This window comes from Arthrobacter halodurans (genome assembly GCF_041877255.1).
Taxonomy (GTDB): Bacteria; Actinomycetota; Actinomycetes; order Actinomycetales; family Micrococcaceae; genus Arthrobacter_N; species Arthrobacter_N halodurans.
In genome coordinates this window covers 203,702-227,541 of sequence record NZ_JBHDLJ010000002.1, presented here as the reverse complement: position 1 = coordinate 227,541, position 23,840 = coordinate 203,702, and the positions used below count along the sequence as shown (strand labels likewise).

Genomic DNA, 23,840 nt, shown 5'->3' with positions numbered 1-23,840 from the left:
CGACGAAAGGACCGACCATGACCACCACCTCAGGCGCACTCTCGACCGAGGCCCCGGCCACCATCCGCGCGGGGGCCGCGACCTCCGACTACTTCCGGCTGGACGACGACCTGACACCCGAGGAGACCGCCGTCAGGGACCGCGTGCGCGACTTCGCCCAGCAGCGCGTGCTGCCCGTGATCAACGGCTACTGGGAGCGCGCCGAGTTCCCTTGGGAGCTGCTGCCCGGCCTGGCCGGGCTCGGGATCATCGGCACCACCATCCAAGGCCACGGCTGCCCAGGGATGAGCCGCAAGGCCGCCGGCATGGTGGCCCGCGAGATGGCGCGCGCCGACGGCAGCATCAACACGTTCCTGGGAGTCCACGGCAACCTCTGCATGGGGGCCCTGAACATGCTCGGCAGCGAGGAGCAGAAGAACCGCTGGCTACCGGCCATGGCCCGGCTCGAGAAGACCGGGGCCTTCGCGCTGACCGAACCGGAGCACGGATCCGACTCGGTTGCCCTGGAGACCAGCGCCCGCCGCGACGGTGACTCCTGGGTCATCGACGGGCACAAGCGCTGGATCGGCAACGGGGACGCGGCCGACGTCGTCGTCCTCTTCGCGCGCAATGCCGAGGACGGCAAGGTCAACGCGTTCGTCGTGGAGAAGGACGTCGACGGGAACCACCCTGCCGGCTACCGGCCCGAGGTGATCACCGGCAAGGTCGGCAAACGGGCCATCCAGCAGGCCGACATCGTGCTCGAGGGCCTGCGCGTCCCGGCGGCCAACCGCCTCGAGCACTGCCGGTCCTTCAAGGACGTCTCCCGGGTCCTGCAGGCCACCCGCGGCGGCGCCGCCTGGGAGGCCGTGGGCCACGGCATGGCGGCCTTCGAGATCGCCGCCGACTACGCCGCGACACGGCAACAGTTCGGCCGGCCCATCGCCGGCTACCAGCTGGTCCAGTCCCGGCTGGCGAACATGCTCAGCGAACTCACCGCCATGCAGCTGCTGTGCGTCCGCATGGCGGAGCTCGCGGACCGGGGACAGCTGTCCAACGCCCAGGCCTCGATGGTGAAGATGGCCACCGCGCAGAAGGGAAAGTGGATCTGCAACGAGGCCCGCGACCTGCTCGCCGGCAACGGCCTGCTGCTGGAGAACCACGTCATCCGGCATATGACGGACATGGAGGTCGTCTCCACCTACGAAGGCACCGACTCCATCCAGGCCCTGCTCGTGGGCCGCGACATCACCGGGATCTCGGCGTTCAACTGAGTTCCCACCACAACCTGGCCGGACAAAGGATTGGAAGAAACCATGACGGAAGCATTCTTGGTCGGAGGCGCGCGCACCCCGGTGGGCCGGTACGGCGGCGCGTTGAGTTCCGTCCGACCTGACGACCTCGCCGCTCTCGTGGTCGGCCGCGCGGTGACCGACGCCGGGATCGACCCGCACGACGTCGACGAGGTGATCCTGGGCAACGCCAACGGCGCCGGCGAGGAGAACCGCAACGTCGCCCGCATGGCCTGGCTGCTGGCCGGCTTCCCGGACACGGTCCCCGGCATCACCGTCAACCGGCTGTGCGCGTCGGGTCTGTCGGCCATCACCATGGCCTCGCACATGATCAAGGCCGGGGCCGCGGACGTTGTCGTCGCCGGCGGTGTGGAGTCCATGTCCCGCGCCCCCTGGGTCATGGAGAAACCGGCCCACGGCTTCGCCAAGCCCGGGGGCGTCTTCGACACCTCGATCGGTTGGCGCTTCACCAACCCCGAGTTCGAGAAGCGCGACAAGATGACCTACTCGATGCCGGAGACGGCCGAGGAGGTCGCGGTTGTCGACAAGATCTCGCGCGAGGACGCCGACGCGTTCGCCTTGGCCTCCCACGAGAAGGCGATCGCCGCGATCGCCGCGGGGCGCTTCGCTCCCGAGATCGTCCCGGTGACCGTTAAGGGCCGCAAGGGCGCGACGACCGTCGTCGACACCGACGAGGGGCCCCGCCCCGGCACCACCATCGACGTGCTCGCCAAGCTGCGCCCGGTGGTCGACCGCGGGACTGTCGTCACCGCCGGCAACTCGTCGACGCTCAACGACGGAGCCTCGGCGGTTCTCGTGGTCTCCGAACGCGCCGCCGAGAAGTACGGGCTGACCGTCCGGGCCCGGATCGTCGAGGCCGCCTCCGCCGGCGTGCCCCCGCAGATCATGGGGATCGGCCCGGTTCCCGCCACGCGGAAGGTGCTCGAGCGCGCCGGGTGGGGCGTCGGCGACCTCGGGGCGGTCGAGCTCAACGAGGCCTTCGCCAGCCAATCCCTCGCCTGCATCCGCCGCCTCGGGCTCGACGCGGGCACCGTCAACAACGACGGCGGGGCCATCGCTCTTGGCCACCCCTTGGGCTCCTCCGGTTCCCGGCTCGTCGTGACGTTGCTGGGCCGCATGGAGCGCGAGGGCGCCGACCGCGGCCTCGCCACCATGTGCGTGGGCCTGGGGCAAGGAACGGCCATGCTTCTGGAAGGAATCTAATGCACGGCATGGTTCCGGTTGCCGTCGGCGTCCTGGGTGGAGGGCGCATGGGCGCGGGCATTGCCCACGCCTTCCTGCTCGCCGGCTCGGAGGTGGTCCTCGTGGAGCGGGACAGGCAGTCCGCCGAGGCCGCGCGGGCGCGGATCGAGCGGGCCTTGGCAGAGTCCCTGGAGCGCGGGATCGTGAACGGCAGCCTGATGGTCGAGAACCTGACGGTCTCCCTTGACCACGCGGACTTTGCCCGCTGCGAGCTCGTCGTCGAGGCCGTCCCGGAGGTGTGGGACCTGAAGGTCTCGGCCCTGCAGGAGGTCGAGCGCCACGTGGCGGAGACCGCGTGGTTGGCCACCAACACGTCCTCGCTGTCGGTGGACGGGTTGGCCGAGCATCTGGGACGCCCCGAGCGGTTCTGCGGGCTGCACTTCTTCAACCCCGTGCCGTCCTCGAAGCTCGTGGAGGTCGTGAACTCGAAGCACACCGGCGAGGAGCTCAGGCGGCTCGCGGTGCAGTGGGTGGGGGGCCTGGGGAAGACCGCGGTGGTCGTCAACGACTCTCCCGGCTTCGCGTCCTCCCGGCTGGGCGTGGTGATCGCGCTCGAGGCCATCCGCATGGTCGAGGAGGGCGTGGCCGCGGCCGCCGACATCGACAACGCGATGGTGCTGGGCTACAAGTTCCCGGTCGGCCCGCTGGCCCTGACGGACATCGTGGGCCTGGACGTGCGCCTGGGCATCGCCGAGTACCTGGAGTCGGAGCTCGGCCCGCGCTTCACTCCTCCCCAGCTGATGCGCGACATGGTCGTCCGGGGTGAGCTCGGCCGCAAGACCGGCCAGGGCTTCTTCAGCTACGATCGCTGACACCGATCGGCAAGTCATGCCGGTCCGCGACGGCGCCGGGTCCGAACCGCCGCACGGGAGGAGGCCGGCACCCGCCGCATCCCTTGATTCACCTTCCGGCGGCGTCGGGGAGCGGCGGGCATCCTGATGGCGCAGTCGTCCCGGCACGAGCCGTGAACACGGTCTCTGAGATCTCGATAACGGCCCGCAGCGTCGGGCTGAGATTGCCGCGCCGCCAGATGAGGCGCACCTCCACCGGCTTCTGCTCTTGTGCCAGCGGCTTGTAGACGACTCCGCGGGAAGGGATGTTGTCACGGACGCTGGAGAGGATCAGGGAAACGCCCATTCCGGCGCCCACGAGAACGACAAGTGTCCAGGAGTCCGGGGCCACCTGCACGATCCGCGGAACGAAACCCGCCCACATCGCCAGCATGTTGAGTCGGTTGGGCAACGTGGCGCTGGCCCCACCTGGCAAGACGATCCACGCTTCCCCAGCCAGGTCCTCCGCGGACACGGCCTCGCGGTCGGCTAGCCGATGGTTCTCCGGCAGGGCGATCAGCAACTCCTCGTGCGCCACGAGGTGGGAATCGATCTCCGCGGGCAAGAAGTCCCACCGACCGATCACGAGGTCGAGTGAGCCGTCCAGAATGCGTTCCAGTCCCACGTGGGAGAACTGGGAACTATAGAGCTCGAGGGAAATCCCGGGGCGTTGCTGGCGGATCTGCCGCGCGAGCTCTCCGACCGCCTGATTGACGGAGGCCCCGGCAAAGCCCAAGCGCACGCGTCCGACTTCGCCCTCCTGGGCCCCGCGGACCACGTCCTTCATGCGTCGCGAGAGCATGACCAACTCGCGGGCGGGCTCGAGGAGTGCCTCGCCCGACGGCGTGAGCGCGACATGACGCGTGTTGCGCTCGAACAGCGTGGCCCCGAGTTCCGCCTCCAGTTGGCGAATGAGGCGGCTGAGCGGCGGCTGAGCCATATGCAGTCGCTTGGCGGCGCGACCGAAGTGCAGTTCCTCCGCGACGGTGAGGAAAGCGCTGGCTTTGTTGACCTCCACTCCACCATGCTATGACGCGCACAGGAATATTGTCGCGTGATTCATAGCAGAAGAGGCATCAGTGATCCTGAGCCTGCCCTCTAGCTGGCACTACGCACCCGGCGTGGACCGCATACTCGCGCCGCCGCCGATCAGCATCATCCGTGGGCGGTGGTGTCGCGGTTGCGGAAGCCCCAGGAAACGTGACGCGGGAACTCAGGAAGGCCGGTGTTCGTCTCGTTGCCTCCGTGCCGGGATCAGGGTCGCGAGAACGCGTCCCTGACGTTTCCCCGGCCTGCCTTCGGCTCGGCTTTGCCCTGGTCGGTCCGGCGTTCGAGGCTGTCTTCGCCGGTCGCATCAACTTCATTCGCCGAGGCCGCGGCCGGAATCTCAGGGCGCTTCGAGAGCGAAGAAGAGGAAGCACATGAAGGCGGCTCGCTCACGCGCCTTGGCCGGCAGGAGGTCGGTGGGCGTGTCGGGTGCCCACGGCGGTTCGCTCACGGCCGCGATCCGGAAGCCTGCGTCGGTGAACGCGTCGGTCATGGCGTGCAGCGGACGGTGCCAGTAGGTCAAGACGGCGTTCTGGCCCTCGAACTCAAACTCCTCGGAGTACTGGGTAAGGGCGAAGTAGTCACGGTCCTGGTAGTTGAACATGTAGACCGTCGGGTGGGGCACTGAGAGGACCAGCCGCCCGTTTGGCCGCAGGACGCGCCGCAACTCGTTGAGGGGTGCGGCCCAGTCCCTCAGGTAGTGGAGCGTCAGCGAACAGACGACGATGTCGAAGGAGTCATCGTCGTAGGGCAGCCGCTCCCCGAGGTCCGCCACCTTCAGGTCGGCCTCATCGCCCAGGCGCTGGCGCGCCAACGCCACCATGCCGGGACTGAGGTCGAACCCTCTCACGACGGCGCCCTTCTCGCGGAGTGCCGCGGCCAAGGGCCCGGACCCGCACCCGGCGTCCAGGACGTGGCGTCCTGCGACGTCCCCGGCGAGATTGATCATCGCCGGTCTCTCGTACCAGGCGTTGAGCAAATTGTTCTCGTTCGCGGTGGAGTAGGCCTTCGCAAAGGCGTCGTAGTCGGACACGCTCATTCTCCCGGCTCGTCAGGTGTGGATTCGGTTTTTTGCCACCGTACCCGATCGACGTCCGGCCGTTCCTCCGTCGCAGGAGTCGTGTTTCGAGGGCGGCGGCGTCCGGGACTCCGTCGCCACGCTCGGCCGGCGGACACCGTCACCCGGGGGCGCTGACCACCAGGTAGCGCTCGTCCGTGATCGCCCTGCCCCAGAGGGCAGGGTCGTCCAACATGGTCAGTTCCGCCTTCTTGCGGTGGCCGCGAACCACCTCCAGGCAACGATCCGCGGGGATGCCCGCGCCGGTCCCCCACAGTCCCTCCACGAGAATCAGGGTGCCCGAACCGCGCAGCAGCCGAGTCCAGCGCGCCACGGCGGCGCCCGGATCCGGCAGGGCCCACAACACATGGCGGGCCAGCACGACGTCGAAAGAGCCTGGCGCAAAGGGTGGGAACGAGGCGTCGCCGACAACGAACTCCGCAGAGACACCGGTGCGTTCCGCCTTGGCGCGGGCGACATCCACCATCCTCTCGGAGAAGTCCAGGCCCCTGACCCGATGTCCGGCGCCGCCCAGCAGCAGCGAAAGGCTGCCGGTCCCACAACCCAGGTCCGCCACGTCGCTGCCCGGTCCGGGGACCAGCGGCAGCAGCAACGTCTCCCAGGCCTCCCGGACCGCGGGATCGACGAGCCCATGGTCCGCAGCGTCGTCGAACCCCTCCGCCTGCTCGTCCCAGTAGCGGCGCATGTCCCTCGTCATGCGGGACAGTCTCCCATGCACATCCTGGTCCGCATTCACGGCCGACCCCGCAGGTCCGTCTTCTGCGGTTGGACGAGCGGATCCGGCCCGAAAACGCCCCCATCCTCGCGCACGTCGTCTCCGCGGTCATGTTCCTGGGCATGGCGGCCACCATCAACGCCACCAAGACCGTTGAGGAGATCGTGCAGGATCTCGGGGCCCAGATCCGCGTCCCGTTCTAGGGCTGGCAGCGCCCGCCGCCTCAGGTGAACGATCGCCCCGCCGTCCGGAGCGTCACGCGCCGCCGCAGTTCGAGCTCGTCCAGCAGAGGAAAGGGGATTTCGCGTAGCGATTCCCCCACTGGACGAACCCGAGCGCGGCCGATCGAGTCGCCCCTGCCCGCGAGTTTGGGCGTTGCGCCATCCGGTCCGGCGTCGGGTTAGCGGCTCCGGAGCCGCTGCAACAGGCGCTCCTCGGCGTCCTCGCCCGCGGCGATCCCGGACGGGACGCGGAAGAAGTAGACGAGGCCGATGACCCACCACAAGCCAAACAGGATCCACGGCTCCATGCCCAGCTGGGCCGGCATGCCCGGCATGTACAGGCTGAACAGCGCCGTGCCGAGCACGGCGGCCGCCACGCCGATCGCCAGGCCGCCGTTGCCGCGGCCGCCGATGCGCAGCGGGCGGTCCATGCCGGGCTCCCGGCGACGCAGGATCAGGAAAGCCACCGCGACGAGCGTGTACGCCAGCACAATGCTCGGGGCTCCCGAGTCGACCAGCCAACCGAGCATCTGGGCCCCGAAGAACGGCGCGATGAAGCTGAGCGCCCCGATGAAGAGGAGGGCATTGTGCGGGGTGGAGTACTTGGGGTGCAGGCGGCCGAACCAGGCCGGCAGCATGCCGGAGCGGGCCAGCGAGAACATCAGGCGGGAGGCGCCGAGCAGCAGGGAGTTCCACGACGTCAGGATGCCCGCGATGCCGCCCGCGATGAGGACCTTGGCCATGAAGTCGGACGCGAACATCGCGCCTACGGCGTCCGCGGTGGCGATGTCCGCCCCGGCCAGATCGCCGACCGGCATGGCGGAGGACGTGGTGAGGATGACCATGACGTACCAGATGGTCGCCATGATGACGGAGACCACCACGAGCGAGCCGATCTGCCGCGCGGGGATGTCGACCTCCTCGGCGGACTGCGGGATCACGTCGAACCCGATGAAGAGGAACGGGACCACGACAAGCACGGCGAAGAACCCGGTGGTGCCGCCGTTGAACCAGGGCTCCATGTTGGCGGGCTCGCCGCCGACGAACGCGCCGACGACCATGACGACGCCGATGGCCAGCAGGAACAGGACCACGAAGGTCTGCACGATCCCGGCCTCCTTGACGCCGCGGATGTTGACCCAGGTGATGACGACGGCGGCTAGCGCGCCGACCAGGGCCCAGGTGAGGTGGACCTCGTCCCCGGCCACGGTCCAGAGCGGGATCTGGCTCAGGCCGGGGAAGATGTACTCCACGGTCCGCGGGAGCGCGACCGCCTCGAAGGCGACGATGGTGACGTAGCCGCCGATGATCGCCCAGGAGCCGATGAACGAGGTGCGCGGGCCCATGGCGCGCATGATGTAGTTGTGCTCGCCGCCGGCCTTGGGCATCGCCGCGCAGAGCTCGGCGTAGGTCAGGCCCACGATGGACATGATGACGCCGCCGGTCACCATGGCCAGCACGGCGCCCATGGTTCCCGCCGACTCCAGCCATCCGCCGGTGAGGACGACCCAGCCGAAACCGATCATGGCGCCGAAGCCCAGCGCGAGGACATCGAGGCGGCCCAGCACCTTCTTCAGGCCTGGTTCGGCGTGTTCATCTGTGGTGGCCATGGTTGCCTTCTCTCGCAGGTCCGCTCCGCTCCCGACGGGCGGCGGAGTCTCGCCGTCTGCTGACGACTCGACACGCAAAGTTACTACCGTCGACGGCCGGCCACAATCAGGACCGCACGAATTCCCCGTTGATGACGCGGCCCAGCAGCTCGGTCAGCAGGTCCACGCCGGCCAGCATGTCGCCGTCGCGGGTTAGTTCCTTCTCGTTGTGGGAGATCCCCTCGACGCTGGGAACGAACAACATGATGGTCGGGACGATGTCCTTGAGGTTCGTCGAGTCGTGCCCGGCGAGGGTGCGGACGACGCCGTGGCCCAGCCCCAGCGCGTCGGCGGCGTCGGCCGCCAGGCGCATGCCGGCGGCGTCGTAGGCCTTGGAGGCCCAGTTGTGCTCGGCACCGCGTTCGATGCGCACGCCGGCGGACCGCTCGATGTCCGCGATGCGGCGGTGCAGCTCGGCGTCGGCCGCGGCCAGCACGTCCGGGTCCGTGCTGCGCACGTCGACCAGCAGGTTGACGCGGCTGGCGACCACGACGGGCGAGTTCGGGAACACCGTGAACTCGCCGCAGGAGGTGATGACCATGTGCTCGTCGTCCGTGAACCGGTCCGCGACCTCGCGCGCGGCCACGACCAGCGCGGAGGCGCCAAGCAGCGCGTCGGAGCGGTCCGCAATGAGGGTCGCCCCCGTGTGCGCCTGCTCCCCGTGGACCACGAACTCGTACTTGTTGGCGCCCCACGTGGACTCCACCAGCCCGATCGCCAGCCCGTCGTCCTCCAGGGAACGGCCCTGCTCGATGTGGATCTCGACGTACGCGGCGACGTCCAGGCTGAAGTCCCCCACTGTGCCGATGGCCGCCAGCGCCTCGCGCACCGTGACCCCGCGCGGATCGGCGGTCGCCAGGGCCTGTTCCGCGGTGAGCTTGCCGGTGAACACGGAGCTGCCCATCATGGAGGGCTTGAACCGGCAGCCCTCCTCGTTGAACCAGTTGACGACGGCGATGTTGAACCGCGGCGCGCCGGCGGCTGCCCCGGCGTCGTCGGCGCCCGCCTCGTGGGCCTTGGTCTGGTCCACGGAGCGCTCCGCGGGCCGCGCCGCGAGGCGGATGCCGGCGTGCGCCGCGGCGAGGACGCCGTATGCGCCGTCGAACCGCCCGCCGAGCGGCTGGGAGTCGAGGTGGGAGCCGACGGCGATGTAGGGGGCCCCCGGCACCAGCTCCAGCAGGGCGAACTGGTTTCCCACCCGGTCGTAGCGGACGTCGAAGCCGTGGCCCTCGACCAGCCCGCGGAACCAGTGGCGCGCCTGCCCGTCCGCGACCGTGCCGGCCTGGCGGTCCACGCCGCCGCCCGGCGTCGCGCCGATGCCGCTCAGCGAACGAAAGTCGGCGAGGAAGGCGCGCGCGGCGCCCTCGTCCGTCAGGGGGTGGGCGGGGGCGGTGGCGCTCATGCGAGGGCTCCGTTCGGTTGGTGGGCGGCGCCGGCGCGGCGCCGGTCGTGGGTGAACTCGCCGCCGACGATCGTGGCGACGACGTCCAGCGCCGCGATGTCGGGCGCGGTCAGCGGCGAGCCGGAGAGCACCGCGAAGTCGGCGAGCTTGCCGGACCGCAGGGTGCCGCGGTCGGCCTCGAGGCCGGTGGCCCGCGCCGCCCACTCGGTGTAGGAGCGCAGCGCCTCCTCGGGCGTCAGGCCCTCCGCCGCGCCGCCGAGCACGCGTCCGCGCTCCGTGGTGCGGTCGACGGAGGACTGCATGGCGCGCCGGACGTTGTTGTCGGCCACGGGCAGGTCCGAGCTGCCCGCAAGGGTCACGCCGGCGTCCACCAGGGATCGTCCGCGGTAGAGCCAGCCCTCGCGGCCGGGGCCGACCAGCTCCGCGAACTGGTCGCCCAGCGGGCCGATGAAGGCGGCCTGCGGCGTCACGGCGATGCCGGCCGCCGCCACGGGCGCGAGCTGGTCCGGGCGGGCGATCCCGAAGTGCTCGATCCGGTTGGGCAGCGCGTTGCGCCCGTACCGGCGCTGGCAGTCGACGATGATCTCCGTCGCCAGGTCGATCGCCTCGTCGCCGATGGCGTGCAGGGCGATCGGCCAGCCGGCGCGGTACGCGGCCGCGACGCGGCCGCGGAAGGCGTCGGCGTCGTCGAGCAGGTAGCCGCTGTTGTGCGGGTGGCCGCAGTAGTCCTCCGTCACGGCCGCGGTCGCGCCAAGCAGGGAGCCGTCGAGAAAGACCTTGACCGGGCCCAACGACACCCACGCGTCGCCGAAGCCCGCGTGGACCCCGAGGTCCAGGCCGAGGCCCGAGCGTTCCCCGTGCAGGTCGCCGTCGCCTCCCGCGAGCGGGCGCAGGGCGTCCAGGGCGGGCATCAGCTGGGCCCGCGCGCGGAGCCGGCCCTCGCGGCGCGCCCGCTGGTAGGCCCCGAGCTCGAGCGGGCTGTGCCCGATCCAGCCGCCGCCGATGCCGGCCTCGGTGAAGCTGGTGATCCCCTCCGCCGCATAGCGCGTGGTGGCGTCGTCGAGCGCCCGCACGATCTGTTCCACGGGGTAGGGCAGCAGCAGGTCCTGGACCAGGGCCTGCGCCGATTCCTCGATCACCCCGGTGGGGCGGCCCGCGTCGTCGCGAAGCACGGCGCCGCCGACGGGGTCCTCGAATCCGGGCTCCAGGGCGCCCGCCAGCCGGAGCGTGGCCGTGTTGGTGATGGACAGGTGCCCGGAGACGTGGCGGAGGTACAGCGGGCGGTCGCCGGTGAGCGCGTCGAGCCGACCGATGTCGGGGAAGAGGCCGTCGTGGTTCTTGTGGTTGAATCCGGTTCCGCTGACCCACGCGCCCGGCTCCGGGGACAACCGCTCGACCTCGCGCTCGAGCAGCCCGTAGAGCTCCTCGAGCCCGCGGGCCGGCTCCAGGTCCACGGCGCTGAGGCCCAGCCCCCACCAGACGGTGTGGCAGTGGGCGTCGATGAAGCCGGGCACCACGGTGGACCCGGCCAGGGACTCGACGCGGTCCGCCGTGCACCCCGCGAGCTCCTCGTCGAAGCCGACGATCCTCCCGCCCAGCACGCCCACGCTGCGGGCGGACGGGCGCCCGGGCTCCAGCGTGATGATGTCGGCGTCGGTCAGGATCAGGTCCAGGTTCATCGCGCGGTCCTTCCGGCGTCGTGGGTGCCCGGCGCGTTGTCCGCGGGGGGCGGCATGGTCCCGGGATCGGTCCGCAGGTGGATCAGCGCCGGCAGGCCGCTGGCGAGCGCGCGCTCCAGCGCGTCCCCGAAGTCGCCGGTCCGCTCCACGTACTCGCCGTGCCCGCCGAAGGACCGGATCCCCGCCGCGAAGTCGGGGTTCGTCGCGGCGGTCCCGGACGGCCGTCCGGGGTACTGCGCCCGCTGGTGCTGGGCGATCGTGCCGTAGATCCCGTTGTCGGCGACGATCACCAGCGGCGCGGAGCCGTGCGCGAACGCGGCGGAGAGCTCCTGCGGGTTCATCATGAAGTCGCCGTCGCCGCAGATCGCGACGGCCTGGCGTTCCGGGAAGGCCAGGGACGCGGCGACGGCGGCCGGGACCGCCAGCCCCATCGCGCCGTTGCGCGGCCCGACGAGGGAGTGCGGGACGTTGTGGCTCAGGTACCGCTGTCCCCACAGGGTCGCGTTGCCGCTGCCGTAGGTGACCACGCGCTCGTCCGGCAGCCGGCGCTCCAGGACCGCGCACACCGCTCCCAGGTCGACGCCGGGGCCCGCCTCCGGGAGCGGGGTCGCGAAGCGGCGCTGGTCGGCGGCGAGCCCGGCCATCCAGTCCGCGCCGCGGACCCCGCGGGCCGCACCGGCGGGCGGGAGCGCCGCGGCGAAGGCCGCCGGCGCGGCGACGACGAGCAGGTCCAACCGCCCGCTGTGCATGGCGGCGTCCGGGTCGGGAAGCACCACCACGGTCCGGGCGCCGAAGCCGCGCGTGTAGCCGTCGCTGAGCACGTCCGAGCGGCCGCAACCGACGAACAACAGCAGGTCTGCCTCGTCGAGCCGGGCCGCGAGGGTGTCCGCGCGTCCGTACCCCAGCCAGCCGGCGTAGGCAGGCGAGCGGTGCGGGACGGCGTCGTGCGCCCTCCAGTCTGCGGCGACCGGCACGTGCGCGTCCTCCGCCCAGCGCGCCAGCGCGGTTCCCGCGGCGCCGTCCCAGCCGTCGCCGCCGACGACGATCAGCGGGCGCTCGGCCTCCGCGACCAGCGCGGCGACCTCCCCGGCCTCCGCCCGCGGCTCGGCGGACGGTGCCGGCGGGCGGGGCGGCACGGTGCCGGCCGCGGTGGCGCGAACCAGGACGTCCTCCGGCAGGCCGACCACGACGGGGCCGGGGCGTCCGGAGGCCGCGGTCCGCATGGCCTCGGCGACGACCTCGGCGGCGCGGTGTTCGTCGTCGAGCACGTACACGCGCTTGGCGGTGCTGCCGAACCAGCCGGTCAGGCTGAACTCCTGGAAAGAGTCGCGCCCCCGGTCCGCCACGGGGATCAGCCCCACGAACAGGACCAGCGCGGTGGCGTCCTGCCACGCGGTGTGCACGGCGATCATCGCGTTCGCGGCGCCGGGCCCGCGGGTGACCATCGCGACCCCCGGCGTCGTGCCCAGCCGCCCCTCGGCGAGCGCCATGAATCCGGCACCGCCCTCGTGGCGCGCCACCACGGTCTCGATCGGGGAATCGTGCAACCCGTCGAGGACGTCGAGGAAGCTCTCGCCGGGCACCGAGTACACGCGGCGGACGCCGTGGGCTTCGAGCTGGCGGACGATCAGGTGGCCGGCGGACTGGGACATCGTGCTCCTGGTTGGCTGGGGGGCGCTCGCGGGGTGCGCGTGCGCTGGCGGGCGTTCGCCGCTGTGCGTGGGTGTGCTGCGCGTGGGGTGTGCCGCGCCGTGGCGTCGCGTGGACGCCTCGCGGGCCCCTAGTGCTTGAAGCCCGGCAGGTCCACGCTCATCCGCGGCGCAATCGAGCCCGCGACGGCGGTGAACAGCGACAGGAAGACCAGCATCGCGGCGGCGGGCCACCAGTGGTTGCCGGCCCCGGCGACGAGCGCCGTGGCGAGCAGCGGCACGAAGCCGCTGACCATGCCGGCGGTGTTCTGGGCGAAGCCGACGCCGGTGTAGCGGGTGCGGGCCGGGAACAGGCCGGTCAGCACGGTGCCGGACGCCGCGTAGGGGAAGGAGAGCGTCGCCACGGCGAACGTCATGCCGAGCACCACCACGGCGTCGATTCCGGATTCGATCATGAGGAACGCCGGGACGGCGGCCAGGGCCGAGACGATGCCGCCGTAGATGATGACCTTGCTGGCGCCGAAGCGTTCGGCCAGGCGGCCGCCCAGGATCAGGACGGGGATTTCGACGACGGCGGCGACCAGGCCGCCGAACAGCATCAGCGACGGGCTGTAGCCGAGGATGCTGACGCCGTAGTAGACGACGAACGCGGTGACCAGGTAGAAGCCGCCCACGCCGAGCATCGCCGCGGCCATGCCGATGATGATGTGCTTCCAGTGGTGGCGGATCACGGTGCGGATCGGGGCCTTCTCCGTCTCCCCGGACTCCATGAGTTCGGCGAACACCGGGGACTCGTCCAGGCGGCTGCGGATCCACAGCGCGACGAGCAGCATCGGGAACGCGGCCAGGAACGGGATGCGCCAGCCGAACTCGTTGAAGCTCTCCTGCGAGAAGATCAGCGTCATCAGGAAGAAGCCGCCGGAGGACAGGATGGTGCCGATCGGCGAGCCGATCTGCGGCAGGGCGGCGTAGCGGGCGCGGCGCTTCAGGGGCGCGTTCTCCACCACGATCGTCATGGCGCCGGACCACTCGCCGCCGACGAACAGGCCCTGCGCCACGCGCAGCAGCACCAGCAGGATCGGGGCGGCGATGCCGATGGCCGCGTACGTCGGCAGCAGGCCGATGAACCCCGTGATGACGCCGATGCCCACGATGGTGACCATCAGCGTCTTGCGGCGGCCGATCCGGTCGCCCATGGCGCCGAAGAACATCCCGCCCAGCGGCCGGGCCACCAAGCCGACGCCGAACGTGGCGAAGGACGCGAGGGCCGCCGCGGTCGCGTTCTCGTTGGCGAAGTACTGGACGTTGAACACCAGCGCCGCGGCGGCGCTGAAGAGGAAGAAGTCGTACCACTCCATGGCGGTGCCGACGAGGGCACCCATGGCGACCTTGGTCGCCTCCTTGTCGGAGATGGTCCGGGTGGCCCCGGCCTCCAGGTTGGTCTGCGGGACCGGTGGGCGCGTGGATGCGCTGTAGTCGTTCATGGGTGCCTCCGCACTCGGGCCTTACTCAAGGCGTGTGCCCGCCGGGGATCGGCCCGCGGGTTGGAACTCGTACCAGCATGCCAAAGTGAGGCGCGTCACGCGCCCACGCATTCTGACGCGTTTCGCTATCTATCTTGTGCAAAAGCACATATTCTTGGTGTGTGAGCCAACTATTCACGTCACAGATTGTGGGATCGGCACCGGGCGACGACGCGGCGCGCTGGCACCGCCTGCTCGAGGGCCTCGACGTCGACCGGCTGACGGACACCTTCCTCGGGCGGGTGCTGCTGATCGAGGACTATGGGAAGTCCCCCCTCCCGGCCTCGGAGATCCGCCGCACCGGGGCCGCCTCCTTCGCCGCCCTCATCGACAGCCTGCGGCACGACGCCGACGCGGGCAGCATGGAACAGGCCCGGCTGGCCCAGGCGACGGACGTGGGGGTCTCCCGGGCGCGCGCCGGAATCCCGATCGAGTCGCTGATGACCGCCATCCGGCTGGACTTCTCCATCCTCTGGGAGGAGCTCACCGCGCTGGCCGAGGACACCGACGCCGCCCTGCTGGTCCGGCACACCGAAAGCATGTGGCGGGTCGTCGACTCCTACGCGAGCCAGACCCAGGCCGCCTACGTCGCGGAGCGCCAGCGCATGCTTTCCGAGGCCTCGTCCATCCGGCAGGGGCACGTGGCCGCCATCTTCGGCCAGGATCCGCCGGGTCCCGCGATGCTGGAACGCATCGCCGCGGAGATCGGCGTCGCGCAGGACGCGCCGCTGGGGGTGGCGGTGGCGCTGGGCGAGGAGGCGGCCGCCCTGCGGGTCGCCGTGGCCGTGGCCGCACGGCGCGGCAACGAGATGTTCACGCACCCGTTGGCGGACGGGCTGATCGCCTTCTGGCCAGCCGACGAGCGGCCGGGTTCGGCAGGACTGGAGGCCGCCGAGCGGATCCGCGGGCTTCGCTGCGGCCTCGTGGAGAACTCGCCCGGGCTCGCGTCCCTGGCCGCGGCCGCGCGGTTCGCCCGCGAGCTCGCGGGGCTGGTCGAGGACGGCGACGAGTGCGCACTGACGCTCCAGCAGTCCTGGACCCGGATCGCCCGGCTGCGCCTCGCCGAGGCGGGGATGCCGGTGGCGGCCGACGTCGAGGCCGCGCTCGCGGCGTGCGGTCCCGTCGCGCGGGAGCGCCTCGCGGAGGCGGCGCGGGCCTACCTGGCCACCGGGAGCGTCGCCGAATCCGCGGTGCTGCTGTTCTGCCACCGCAACACCCTGATGAACCGGCTGCGCCGCTTCGCCGAGCTCACGGGGATCGACGTGACCGTCCCGCGGCAGGCCGCGCGCCTCGTCGTCGCCTGGTCCTGAGTCACCCCCGTCCGACCGGAGGCCTTGCGCGGCGCCCCCGCCGCTGTGGTGGGATGAGGACATGAGACTCGCCACGATCCGCCGCCATGCCTCCAGCCCCGCCGAAACCGCGACGTTCGCCGCCGTCGTCCGCGACGGAGGCGCCGCCGAACTGACCGGCTTCTCCGACGTCGGCGCGTTCCTCGCCGCGCCCGAGGACGCGCGCGCGGCCGCGCTGGACGCCGCGGCCGCCCCGGGTTCCGGCCGGCACGATGCGGCCTCCGCCGACTTCGCGACGCTGGTGCCGAACCCCTCGAAGGTCTTCTGCATCGGGCTCAACTACCGCAACCACATCGCCGAGACCGGCAACGACGTGCCCCGCTTCCCGACGGTGTTCACCAAGTTCGCACAGTCCCTGACCGGGGCGCTCGACGAGATCGAGGTCCCGGCGGAGGACCACCGCATCGACTGGGAGGGCGAGCTGGCCATCGTGGTCGGTGCGCCCGGGCGGCGCATCGCCGAAGAGGACGCGCACCGGCACATCGCCGGCTACGCCGTGTCCAACGACGTCTCGATGCGCGGATGGCAGAGCCGCACCACCGAATGGACGCAGGGCAAGTGCTGGGAGGCCGCGTCGCCGGTGGGTCCCTACCTGGTGACCCCGGACGAGTTCACCGAGGGCGCCCGGATCACCACCCGGGTGAACGGCGAGGTGGTCCAGGAGGACTCGACCGCCGATCTGGTCTTCCCGCCCGCGGCGCTGGTCGCCTACCTCTCCACCATGGTCACGCTGCTGCCCGGGGACCTGATCCTGACCGGGACTCCGGCCGGCGTGGCGCTCGGCCGGCGGGACGCCGAGGGGCGGCGCCCCTGGCTCGGCCGCGGGGACGTGCTGGAGACGGAGATCGAGGGGCTGGGAACGCAGCGGAACGTCTTCGTCTGACCCGGAGTCCGGCCGGGGCCGGCACCGTCCCGCGCTACGCCAGGGCCTTCTCCTTGAGGCGCGTGTATTCCTCGTCGGTGATGGCCCCAGCGTCGAGGAGCTCGCGCGCCTTGACGATCTCCGCACTCAGGCTCGTCCCGGCCAGGGACCGGATGTACGTGGCCTGCGCGTAGCGGCGGGCACTGGCGTCGCGGTGGTGCCGCGCGGCCATGCCCTCGCCGCGCGCGACGACATAGACCAGCAACGAGACGAGCGGCAGGAACACCAGACAAACCAGCCAGATCGCCTTGAACCAACCGCTGAGCCCCGTGTCCCGGAACAGGTCCACGACCACCGCGAAAAACGCGCCCAGAAACGCGACGAACACGAAAACCCAGAACAGGGACCAGAAGAAGTCCCACAGGTTGTCCCAGATGCCCATTGTCGCTCCTTTGCCCTGCGCCCCGCGACACGGGGCACCTCGTTGCGAACGGAAGGCCCGACGCAATCCCGTGCCCGCAGTATGCGACCGCGCGACCGCGCCGCGCCTCACCCGTGCGAGGTGAATCGCGGCCGTGACACCGGACGGTGCCGCCCGCCGCATCGCGGCGCCCCGTCCGGGGCACGTGCCCCCGCCCGATGCTCCCCAGGGTGCCGCCCAAGCTCGGGACTGGAGTTTAATGGAGACAACCGGAGTCCGGCGGCATCTCGACCCGCACCGCCGGCATGCATCGCAGGAGAAACGACCCACCATGAGCCAGACCCTCGCCCCGGCATCCGACAGTTCGGTCGCGGCGGCCCTGCAGGACCTCGTCCTCGCCAGCGCCGACGTCGACGGCTTCCTGCACCAGCTCGCCGCCCACGCCGCCGAGACCCTCTCCACCGGCCCCGCGACCGTGCACTGCGGCGCCACGCTGCTGCGGGACAAGAAGATGGCCACGGTCGCCAGCAGCGACCGCCACGCGCTCGAACTGGACGAGCTCCAATACGACCACGGCGACGGCCCCTGCCTCAGCGCCGCCCGCACCGGCACCCTGGTCTCCGTGCCCGACGTGCGCCTCGAGCGGCGCTGGCGCCCCTACCTCGACGCCATCGCCCCGCACGGCATCGGATCCATCCTCGGCGTGCCGCTGGACCTCGGCGACCACGCGTCCGGGGCCCTGAACTTCTACGCCACCGCCCCGCACGCCCTCGGGGAGCAGACCCTCGCCGACGCCCAGGGCTACGCCCGGCAAGCCGCCGCGTCGCTGCTCCTGGCCGTGCGGATCGGCCAGCTCGCCGACAGCCGGGACCACCTCAAGACCGCCCTGGCCTCGCGCACCCCGATCGACCTGGCCACCGGCATCCTCATGGCCCAGAACCGGTGCGGCCAGAAGGAGGCGTTCGAGATGCTCCGCGCGGCGTCCTCCCACCGCAACACCAAAATCCGGGACCTCGCCGAGCACATCGTCCGGTCCGTCGGCGGCGAACCGTCCGAGGCGTACTTCAAGGACTAACGGCACGGGACACCTCCGCCACAACGGTTCCGCGTCCAAGCGCCGCCTTCCGCGAGCGCCCCGGCCCGCGGCCCTTTTTCTTGACCCCGCCGATGCGCCGTGCCTATCCTGCACTCAGCCGGTTCTGCCAGTAGCCGACGCACCAGTAGGCCACGCCTTTAACGCCGGCCCGCCGAACGGAAGGCAGACTCCGTGATAGCTCCCTCCCCCGCGCCGCAACGCCTCACGCGCGCGGCCGCCCGTCCCTCCGCCACCGCCGACGCGATCGACGATCCGTAGCTCCGCCCCAAATACGGAGCAGGACACGACGACCGGCCAGAAGCAAGGAGCGGAAGATATGGGCGATCAGGACCTCCTCGACCACCTCGAGGATCTGATCAGCGAAGAGAAGTGGCTGCGCCAGCAGGCGATCGAGCGGGCCTTCGGCGCGGAGACGACGCCGGAGGACGACGACGGCGCCCGGCGTCTCGGGGAGGTCTCCGCGCAGCTCGACCGCTGCCTGGAAACGCTACTGCGGCGTGCGACATCCCCGGACGCCGGGGCCGGCGCACATGCGGCGGAAGCGCCCCGTCCCGGGGCCCTCGCGGGCCTCGAGCCGTTGGAAGCCCGGGCCTGAGGGACCCCGCGGCGCCGGGGGCCCTTCAGGCCCGGGGCCCGTCGCGCTAGCCCTGGCGTCGCGCGACGGCCGCGCGCAGGGAAGCCAGACCCTTCTCGAAGTCCCGGCCGATCATCTTGTCCATGTTCATGAACAGCGCGAAGACCCTGCCGATGCCCTTGTTCTCCCCGGTCATGGTCCACGTCACCTCGGTCCAGCTGCCGGAGGGGGCGAAGGTGAAGACGGTCGGGCTGACCGATTTGAACGGCTTCGTGAACTCGAGTCGGATGCGGATGGTGATCGGCTCGTCCGACTCGACGATCTCCATCGTCCCCGCCCCGGCCTTCCGGTTGCCGCTCCACGCGTACCTCGCGCCGACGCCGGACTCGCTGCCGGAGTAGTCGCGGTCCATCGCCGGGTCCATGCCCTCCCACGGCGACCATTCGGTCCAGTTGCGGAAGCTGTTCACCAGCGGGAAAACCTCGCTGGCCTCGGCGGGGATGATGGCTTTTCGGGTGACTTCGTAGGTCGACATGACCACATCCTAGGTCCCGGAGGGGACGTCCGGAACGGTGCCGCCCGGTGCCCGGGCCGGGACCGGCCGGCTATTCGCTTTCCACGGCGCTGCGGGCATGGGGCGTGCCGACGGGTTTAGATTCGGACGAGCCGCGCTGCCGCAGTTAAATGGGCAGAACGACCATGCTGCCGACCGCCAACAGTTCGGACTGCCAGTTCTGCAGGGTGCGGTTCCAGAACTCCGCCCCCAGCACGTAGGCGCCCCAGCCGATCGCGTCCCGGCCGTGGCTCGACTGCTCGTGGTTGAACACGACGAGTCCGGCGAGGGACTGCGCCCACCAGGAAAGGAGGAAGACCGAGCCCATGACCAGCAGCAGCGAGTTCAAGTAGACGGTCCGGCGCCACCCGGCGGCCTTGGCCCACGCCGGGCTGTCGGGACGCGCGTGCGGGCCCACCAGCTGATCGGCGTCGTTCCCCACCCCCTCGTCTCCCGGCTTCTTGGACTCCGGCGATCCCCGCTGAACCAGCCAGATGGTCGCCAGGATGAACAGCGAAAACCGCAGGTACTCGGACTGCCAGTTCTCCGCGACGTCGACGACCACAGCGAGAAAACGAGCTTCATGGAGCCCAAGAAAACGCCGCGCGCAGCGGTTCCGGGAGCCGCTGGCGGGACGGCCATTCATCGCTCGAACCCGACCGCGCGCACAGTGAGGTCGCGCACGGCCCGGGGACCACGGGAGCCCTCCCCGGCCCTGGCCGCGGCCTCGGACCAAGAAACATGACGACGGCGTTCCCGCAGTCCCGTCCCGCGCCGTGCGTTCGCGTCGGTGCGTGGCGAGCGTCACAAACACCTTTGTCGGCTCGGCGTTTCGTCCATGAAGCATGCGTTGCGCGTCCCGGCGCCGTATCCCGTGGCCCCTGCCGTCGGGAAAATCGGGGACGGCCCAGGGCTGGCGCGCGGGGCCCTGCGCGTGCTTACCTTGCGATCAACGGCGCTCGAGTGACTCAGGTTGTTGGAGCGGTCCGTGATCCGTGGGGGGATTGTATCGAACGAACGGGGACACCGTGATTGAGTTGCAGAAGTTTGAGGATGCGCACTATCTGACCGTGGCCGAGGTCGCGGCCGCCATGCGCGTCTCGAGGATGACGGTCTATCGGCTCGTCCACGCGGGCGAGCTGCCGGCGGTGCGTTTCGGCAGGTCCTACCGGGTGCCCGAACGGGCCGTGGAGGAGTACCTCATCGCCGAGGAGCACGCCGCCGGGCCCGTCCACGGACGCATGGCGATCTGACCCCGACGCCGAGGGGCCCCCACGGTGGCCCGCCACGGTGGCCCGCCACGGTGGCCCGCCACGGCGGGCGCCCCGGTCCGGCCCGCCGGTGCGCGTCCGGGGGTGGAACGCGGTCTAGGGTGACGCGGCGATGCCGAGCGAGAACGCGGACTCGAAGCGCGGAGCGCCGGGATGGTAGAACTCCTCCAACTCGACGACATCGAACCCCGCCGCCGCAAGCATCCCCGCCACCGGGCGGGTCAGGTGGCATCCGCCGGCGAGCAGGCGCTGGGCGGGCTCGAGCCGGCGCTGCAGCCGGCGCACGGACTCGTCCGGCGCCAGTCCGTGCTCCACGAACCGGAGGAACCCGCCGGGCTTGAGGACGCGGCGCAGTTCGGAGAGCGCCGCCTGCGGGTCCGGGATGGTGCACAGGGTCCACGTCGAGAGCGCCTGGTCGAACGTGTCGTCGCCGAACGGCAGGCGCTGGCCATCGAGTCCCGTGCGCCGCACCGCCACGCCGGCGGCGGCCAGGCGCGTTCCCGCGAGCCGCCAGGCCGCGTCGACGGGTTCGACGGCGTCGACGCGGGTCACCCCGCCGGGGTAGAAGGGCACGTTGCGGCCCGAGCCGAAACCGATCTCGACGACGTCTCCGCTCAGGCCGGCGCAGACCCGAGCGCGCAACGGGGCCACCGCCGCCGAGCCGCACGCCGCGTCCACGAGCCGCGGCAAGACGTGTTCCCGGTAGATCCCCATGGCTTCCTCCCACCCCAGTGTCCACCGGCCCGCTCGGTGCGGCAACGCCGGCTCGTCCCGGCGCTTTCATGCCGAACGGGCGGTCTCGTAGGCTGGGCCCATGGACTTCACCACATGCGACCTCTACGACGCCGACGAGTCACTGCAGTCCGTGTCGCTGCAGCTGGCGAACTTCGGCGGGCGGCCCCGCTTTGCCGGCACCGTGCGGACCGTCCGGTGCCACCGGGACAACGGGCTGGTGAAGTCCGTCCTGAACTCCCCGGGCGACGGCGCGGTGCTGGTGGTCGACGGCGGCGGATCGTTGGAGTCGGCGCTCATGGGCGATCTCATAGCCGCGGCCGCCGTCGCGAACGGGTGGGCCGGCGTCGTCATCCACGGCGCCATCCGCGACCGCGTGGCGATCGCCGGGTTGGAACTGGGCGTCAAGGCGCTGGGCTCGAACCCACGGAAGTCGGCGAAGGACTCCGTCGGCGCAGTGGACGTGGCCGTGGAGTTCGGCGGCGTGGTCTTCCGCCCGGGCGCATCGCTGTGGAGCGACGAGGACGGCATCCTGGTGACGGCGTAGTACGCACCGGCACCCGCTGGTCACCGCCGGGCCGCCACTCGCGGACGGGTCCGACGCCGGTCCCGGGCACGTCACATAGGCCGGCGGACAAACCCGTTACCCCCAGCATCTTGCGACTTCGGCGCGGCCCCCCTAGGTTCGTGTGAGGGGACATGCGACGCTGCGACGCACCCTGATGGCTGATCGCAGTTTTGGAAAGATCAAAGGAAGCATCATGGCAACAGGTACCGTCAAGTGGTTCAACGCCGAAAAGGGATTCGGCTTCATTGAACCGGACGATGGATCAGCGGACGTCTTCGCCCACTTCTCCGCAATCGCGAGTAGCGGCTACAGGTCCCTGGACGAGAACCAGAAGGTCGAATACGAAGTCGTGCAGGGCCCGAAGGGTCTGCAGGCGGAGAACATCCGACCGCTCTAACCACCGTGCGCGTCCCTGAAGCCCCGGGCGGTATCCCCGCCAGTTTCTGAAGGAATACCGCCGCGCCATCGTGAATGCTGGTCGTCCGCCTCCCACCCGTGGGCGGCGGACACAGCACCGGAAAGCCCCCGAGGCCTCGCGCCCCGGGGGCTTTTCGGCGCCCGGCCGCCGCTAGACGGCCGTCTTCGGCGCCTGGCCCTCGTCGCCGAAATGCTCCACCGCTCGGCGTTCGCGGAGCCGGTCCAACCGGTTCATGACCGGCGCGGTCGTCGCGCCGTGCAGCACGATCGAGACGGCCACGACCAGTCCGACAATTGCCCAGAGCTCGGTCGTCTTCGCCCCGAACTCCCCCTGGGCCAGGGCGTAGGACAGGTAGTAGAGCGAGCCGATGCCCCGGATGCCGAAGAAGGAGATCGCGATACGCTCGCGCGGCCCCGTCTTGCCGCCCATCAGTGCGACCCAGCCGGCGAAGGGCCTGATCAGGAGCACGAAGGCGAGCGCCACGAGGAGCTCCGGCCAGCCGATGCCTTCCAGCAGGCCGCGCGCGATCGCTCCCCCGAGCAGCACCAGGATGATCACCGTCATGAGCCGCTCCAGCTGCTCCACGTAGCTGTGCAACACCCTGTGGTAGCCGTGCGTGTGCTCGGCGGAGCGGATCGTCACGGCGCAGACGAACACGGCCACGAAGCCGTAGCCCTCGATCATCTCGGTCACCCCGTAGGCCAGGAAGGTGGCGGCGAGCGCCACGAACCCCTCGGAGTGCTCCGCCAGCCGGATGTCCTTGAACCGGGGCGAGAAGAACACGGCGGCCAGGAGCCTGCCGATCCCGAAGCCCGCGAGCAGGCCGACGCCGATCCGCCACAGGACGTCGACCGCGAACCACTCGGGGAACCACGCGGCGGGCGAGGCACCGACGGTGCTGATGAGGATGGCCAGGTAGACGAAGGGGAAGGCCAGCCCGTCGTTCAAACCGGCCTCGGAGGTCAGTCCGAACCGGACCTCGTCCTCGCGCTCCGCCTCCTCTTCCCGGTCGGCCGGCTCGCCGACCTGCACCTCCGAGGCCAGCACCGGATCGGTGGGGGCCAGCGCGGCGGCGACGAGCAGCGCGGAGGCCAGCCCCAGCCCCAGGAACCAATACCCCAGCAGCGTCAGACCCAGGATGCACACGGGCATGGCGATGCCGAGCATCCGCCACGTGGTGGACCAGCGGCGCCAGCCGACGCGCCGGTCGAGCGCCAGACCGGCACCCATAAGGGAGATGATGACACACACCTCGGTGAGGTGCGTGGTGAACTCGTTGTACTCCACGGGATCGGGGTCCGGGAGGCCCGGCAACAAGGCGAACGCGAGAGCGCCGGCGCCCAGGAAGACCATCGGCATCGAGATCGGGGCCTTGCGCAGGAGCCGGGGCAGCATGGCGGCCGCGAAGACCGCCGCCCCCGCCGCGGCGTAGACGATGCTGGGGGCTTCGAACATCGGGGCCTTCCGTCGCCGAACGACAGCCCGCGGATGCCGGCTGCCTCGCTGTACTGTGCGCCCAGCGGGGGCGTCTCCGCAAGCCCCCGTCCGAATTCGCCGGACGGTTACCGCCCGGATTCACCGGCCGGGGCGCGGGGTTCTGCTGCCGAGACGTTCAGCCTTCAAGGCGCGGAGGAGCCGAGGCTTCCAAGCGCGGAGGCGTTCCAGGAGT

Annotated in this window: 24 protein-coding genes; 11 read left to right on the top strand and 13 right to left on the bottom strand. The window is 71.0% G+C overall.

All coding sequences use genetic code 11. The annotated features are described in order from the left end of the window. Positions 1-17 precede the first annotated feature (17 nt). The 3 genes from ACETWP_RS03410 to ACETWP_RS03400 are packed head-to-tail and all read left to right on the top strand — an operon-like array spanning position 18 to position 3,346. Positions 18-1,253, top strand: a complete 1,236-nt coding sequence (locus tag ACETWP_RS03410; protein WP_373970791.1) for an acyl-CoA dehydrogenase family protein — start codon at positions 18-20, stop codon at positions 1,251-1,253. A 42-nt stretch (positions 1,254-1,295) separates the two neighbouring features. Next, positions 1,296-2,495: a thiolase family protein gene (locus ACETWP_RS03405; protein WP_373970790.1), complete on the top strand. Its 1,200-nt coding sequence runs from the start codon at positions 1,296-1,298 to the stop codon at positions 2,493-2,495. Further along, positions 2,495-3,346 (top strand): 3-hydroxyacyl-CoA dehydrogenase family protein, encoded by an 852-nt coding sequence (locus ACETWP_RS03400; protein ID WP_373970789.1) that lies wholly within the window; start codon positions 2,495-2,497, stop codon positions 3,344-3,346. The genes ACETWP_RS03405 and ACETWP_RS03400 overlap by 1 nt, the downstream gene beginning before the upstream one ends. A gap of 88 nt (positions 3,347-3,434) precedes the next feature. On the opposite strand, the gene ACETWP_RS03395 is transcribed toward ACETWP_RS03400, so the two are convergent. The 3 genes from ACETWP_RS03395 to ACETWP_RS03385 form a co-directional block, all read right to left on the bottom strand. Further along, positions 3,435-4,382, bottom strand: a complete 948-nt coding sequence (locus ACETWP_RS03395) for a LysR family transcriptional regulator (protein ID WP_373970788.1) — start codon at positions 4,380-4,382, stop codon at positions 3,435-3,437. Between the two features lie 369 nt (positions 4,383-4,751). Further along, positions 4,752-5,450 carry a class I SAM-dependent methyltransferase gene (locus ACETWP_RS03390; RefSeq protein ID WP_373970787.1) on the bottom strand — a complete coding sequence of 233 codons (699 nt, stop codon included), beginning with the start codon at positions 5,448-5,450 and terminating at the stop codon, positions 4,752-4,754. Positions 5,451-5,589: 139 nt separating this feature from the next. Then, the gene (locus tag ACETWP_RS03385) at positions 5,590-6,186 is read right to left on the bottom strand and encodes a class I SAM-dependent methyltransferase (protein ID WP_373970786.1); all 597 of its coding nucleotides are present in this window, start codon (positions 6,184-6,186) and stop codon (positions 5,590-5,592) included. A 68-nt stretch (positions 6,187-6,254) separates the two neighbouring features. On the opposite strand from ACETWP_RS03385, the gene ACETWP_RS03380 reads away from it, so the two are divergent. Next, positions 6,255-6,407 (top strand): hypothetical protein, encoded by a 153-nt coding sequence (locus ACETWP_RS03380; protein WP_373970785.1) that lies wholly within the window; start codon positions 6,255-6,257, stop codon positions 6,405-6,407. 197 nt (positions 6,408-6,604) lie between these two features. Here the strand turns inward: ACETWP_RS03380 and ACETWP_RS03375 are convergent, their stop codons facing one another. The 5 genes from ACETWP_RS03375 to ACETWP_RS03355 form a co-directional block, all read right to left on the bottom strand. Further along, on the bottom strand, positions 6,605-8,035 hold the full coding sequence (locus ACETWP_RS03375; RefSeq protein WP_373970784.1) for an APC family permease: 1,431 nt from the start codon (positions 8,033-8,035) through the stop codon (positions 6,605-6,607). A gap of 106 nt (positions 8,036-8,141) precedes the next feature. Then, positions 8,142-9,476, bottom strand: coding sequence for a M20 family metallo-hydrolase (locus ACETWP_RS03370; RefSeq protein WP_373970783.1), 1,335 nt, complete (start codon positions 9,474-9,476; stop codon positions 8,142-8,144). Further along, entirely contained in the window at positions 9,473-11,155 is a 1,683-nt protein-coding gene (locus ACETWP_RS03365) for an amidohydrolase (protein WP_373970782.1), read from the bottom strand. The genes ACETWP_RS03370 and ACETWP_RS03365 overlap by 4 nt, the downstream gene beginning before the upstream one ends. Beyond that, a complete protein-coding gene (locus ACETWP_RS03360) occupies positions 11,152-12,807 on the bottom strand; it encodes a thiamine pyrophosphate-dependent enzyme (protein ID WP_373970781.1) in 1,656 nt (551 codons plus the stop codon). The genes ACETWP_RS03365 and ACETWP_RS03360 overlap by 4 nt, the downstream gene beginning before the upstream one ends. Positions 12,808-12,935: 128 nt before the next feature. Next, on the bottom strand, positions 12,936-14,288 hold the full coding sequence (locus ACETWP_RS03355) for an MFS transporter (RefSeq protein WP_373970780.1): 1,353 nt from the start codon (positions 14,286-14,288) through the stop codon (positions 12,936-12,938). A gap of 161 nt (positions 14,289-14,449) precedes the next feature. On the opposite strand from ACETWP_RS03355, the gene ACETWP_RS03350 reads away from it, so the two are divergent. Next, positions 14,450-15,637 (top strand): helix-turn-helix domain-containing protein, encoded by a 1,188-nt coding sequence (locus tag ACETWP_RS03350; protein ID WP_373970779.1) that lies wholly within the window; start codon positions 14,450-14,452, stop codon positions 15,635-15,637. A 61-nt stretch (positions 15,638-15,698) separates the two neighbouring features. After that, positions 15,699-16,559 carry a fumarylacetoacetate hydrolase family protein gene (locus ACETWP_RS03345; RefSeq protein ID WP_373970778.1) on the top strand — a complete coding sequence of 287 codons (861 nt, stop codon included), beginning with the start codon at positions 15,699-15,701 and terminating at the stop codon, positions 16,557-16,559. 34 nt (positions 16,560-16,593) lie between these two features. Here the strand turns inward: ACETWP_RS03345 and ACETWP_RS03340 are convergent, their stop codons facing one another. Beyond that, positions 16,594-16,980, bottom strand: coding sequence for an SHOCT domain-containing protein (locus tag ACETWP_RS03340; protein ID WP_373970777.1), 387 nt, complete (start codon positions 16,978-16,980; stop codon positions 16,594-16,596). A gap of 310 nt (positions 16,981-17,290) precedes the next feature. Between ACETWP_RS03340 and ACETWP_RS03335 the strand changes: the two genes are divergently transcribed. Both ACETWP_RS03335 and ACETWP_RS03330 read left to right on the top strand, forming a co-directional pair. Continuing rightward, positions 17,291-18,034: an ANTAR domain-containing protein gene (locus tag ACETWP_RS03335; RefSeq protein ID WP_373970776.1), complete on the top strand. Its 744-nt coding sequence runs from the start codon at positions 17,291-17,293 to the stop codon at positions 18,032-18,034. Positions 18,035-18,371: 337 nt separating this feature from the next. Next, positions 18,372-18,650: a DUF2630 family protein gene (locus ACETWP_RS03330; protein ID WP_373970775.1), complete on the top strand. Its 279-nt coding sequence runs from the start codon at positions 18,372-18,374 to the stop codon at positions 18,648-18,650. Positions 18,651-18,696: 46 nt separating this feature from the next. On the opposite strand, the gene ACETWP_RS03325 is transcribed toward ACETWP_RS03330, so the two are convergent. Beyond that, positions 18,697-19,164: an SRPBCC family protein gene (locus ACETWP_RS03325; protein WP_373970774.1), complete on the bottom strand. Its 468-nt coding sequence runs from the start codon at positions 19,162-19,164 to the stop codon at positions 18,697-18,699. 145 nt (positions 19,165-19,309) lie between these two features. Then, entirely contained in the window at positions 19,310-19,747 is a 438-nt protein-coding gene (locus tag ACETWP_RS03320) for a DUF6766 family protein (RefSeq protein ID WP_373970773.1), read from the bottom strand. Between the two features lie 463 nt (positions 19,748-20,210). Here ACETWP_RS03320 and ACETWP_RS03315 point away from each other — a divergent pair, with 463 nt between their 5' ends. Beyond that, positions 20,211-20,435 (top strand): helix-turn-helix domain-containing protein, encoded by a 225-nt coding sequence (locus ACETWP_RS03315; protein ID WP_373970772.1) that lies wholly within the window; start codon positions 20,211-20,213, stop codon positions 20,433-20,435. A gap of 114 nt (positions 20,436-20,549) precedes the next feature. On the opposite strand, the gene ACETWP_RS03310 is transcribed toward ACETWP_RS03315, so the two are convergent. After that, a complete protein-coding gene (locus tag ACETWP_RS03310) occupies positions 20,550-21,167 on the bottom strand; it encodes a class I SAM-dependent methyltransferase (RefSeq protein WP_373970771.1) in 618 nt (205 codons plus the stop codon). A 100-nt stretch (positions 21,168-21,267) separates the two neighbouring features. Here ACETWP_RS03310 and rraA point away from each other — a divergent pair, with 100 nt between their 5' ends. Both rraA and ACETWP_RS03300 read left to right on the top strand, forming a co-directional pair. Further along, positions 21,268-21,732, top strand: a complete 465-nt coding sequence (gene rraA, locus ACETWP_RS03305; protein ID WP_373970770.1) for a ribonuclease E activity regulator RraA — start codon at positions 21,268-21,270, stop codon at positions 21,730-21,732. A gap of 214 nt (positions 21,733-21,946) precedes the next feature. Further along, positions 21,947-22,150, top strand: coding sequence for a cold-shock protein (locus ACETWP_RS03300; protein ID WP_373970769.1), 204 nt, complete (start codon positions 21,947-21,949; stop codon positions 22,148-22,150). A 171-nt stretch (positions 22,151-22,321) separates the two neighbouring features. Here ACETWP_RS03300 and ACETWP_RS03295 read toward each other — a convergent pair whose 3' ends face one another. Beyond that, entirely contained in the window at positions 22,322-23,626 is a 1,305-nt protein-coding gene (locus ACETWP_RS03295; RefSeq protein WP_373970768.1) for a cation:proton antiporter, read from the bottom strand. Between the last annotated feature and the right edge of the window lie 214 nt (positions 23,627-23,840).

Coding starts and splice junctions, on each gene's coding strand:
- ACETWP_RS03370 (WP_373970783.1), bottom strand. CDS start 9,476: ATGAGCGCCACCGCCCCCGCCCACCCCCTGACGGACGAGGGCGCCGCG.
- ACETWP_RS03360 (WP_373970781.1), bottom strand. CDS start 12,807: ATGTCCCAGTCCGCCGGCCACCTGATCGTCCGCCAGCTCGAAGCCCAC.
- ACETWP_RS03410 (WP_373970791.1), top strand. CDS start 18: ATGACCACCACCTCAGGCGCACTCTCGACCGAGGCCCCGGCCACCATC.
- ACETWP_RS03295 (WP_373970768.1), bottom strand. CDS start 23,626: ATGTTCGAAGCCCCCAGCATCGTCTACGCCGCGGCGGGGGCGGCGGTC.
- ACETWP_RS03345 (WP_373970778.1), top strand. CDS start 15,699: ATGAGACTCGCCACGATCCGCCGCCATGCCTCCAGCCCCGCCGAAACC.
- rraA (WP_373970770.1), top strand. CDS start 21,268: ATGGACTTCACCACATGCGACCTCTACGACGCCGACGAGTCACTGCAG.
- ACETWP_RS03365 (WP_373970782.1), bottom strand. CDS start 11,155: ATGAACCTGGACCTGATCCTGACCGACGCCGACATCATCACGCTGGAG.
- ACETWP_RS03325 (WP_373970774.1), bottom strand. CDS start 19,164: ATGTCGACCTACGAAGTCACCCGAAAAGCCATCATCCCCGCCGAGGCC.
- ACETWP_RS03375 (WP_373970784.1), bottom strand. CDS start 8,035: ATGGCCACCACAGATGAACACGCCGAACCAGGCCTGAAGAAGGTGCTG.
- ACETWP_RS03355 (WP_373970780.1), bottom strand. CDS start 14,288: ATGAACGACTACAGCGCATCCACGCGCCCACCGGTCCCGCAGACCAAC.
- ACETWP_RS03300 (WP_373970769.1), top strand. CDS start 21,947: ATGGCAACAGGTACCGTCAAGTGGTTCAACGCCGAAAAGGGATTCGGC.
- ACETWP_RS03340 (WP_373970777.1), bottom strand. CDS start 16,980: ATGGGCATCTGGGACAACCTGTGGGACTTCTTCTGGTCCCTGTTCTGG.
- ACETWP_RS03310 (WP_373970771.1), bottom strand. CDS start 21,167: ATGGGGATCTACCGGGAACACGTCTTGCCGCGGCTCGTGGACGCGGCG.
- ACETWP_RS03385 (WP_373970786.1), bottom strand. CDS start 6,186: ATGACGAGGGACATGCGCCGCTACTGGGACGAGCAGGCGGAGGGGTTC.
- ACETWP_RS03405 (WP_373970790.1), top strand. CDS start 1,296: ATGACGGAAGCATTCTTGGTCGGAGGCGCGCGCACCCCGGTGGGCCGG.
- ACETWP_RS03330 (WP_373970775.1), top strand. CDS start 18,372: ATGGGCGATCAGGACCTCCTCGACCACCTCGAGGATCTGATCAGCGAA.
- ACETWP_RS03390 (WP_373970787.1), bottom strand. CDS start 5,450: ATGAGCGTGTCCGACTACGACGCCTTTGCGAAGGCCTACTCCACCGCG.
- ACETWP_RS03400 (WP_373970789.1), top strand. CDS start 2,495: ATGCACGGCATGGTTCCGGTTGCCGTCGGCGTCCTGGGTGGAGGGCGC.
- ACETWP_RS03335 (WP_373970776.1), top strand. CDS start 17,291: ATGAGCCAGACCCTCGCCCCGGCATCCGACAGTTCGGTCGCGGCGGCC.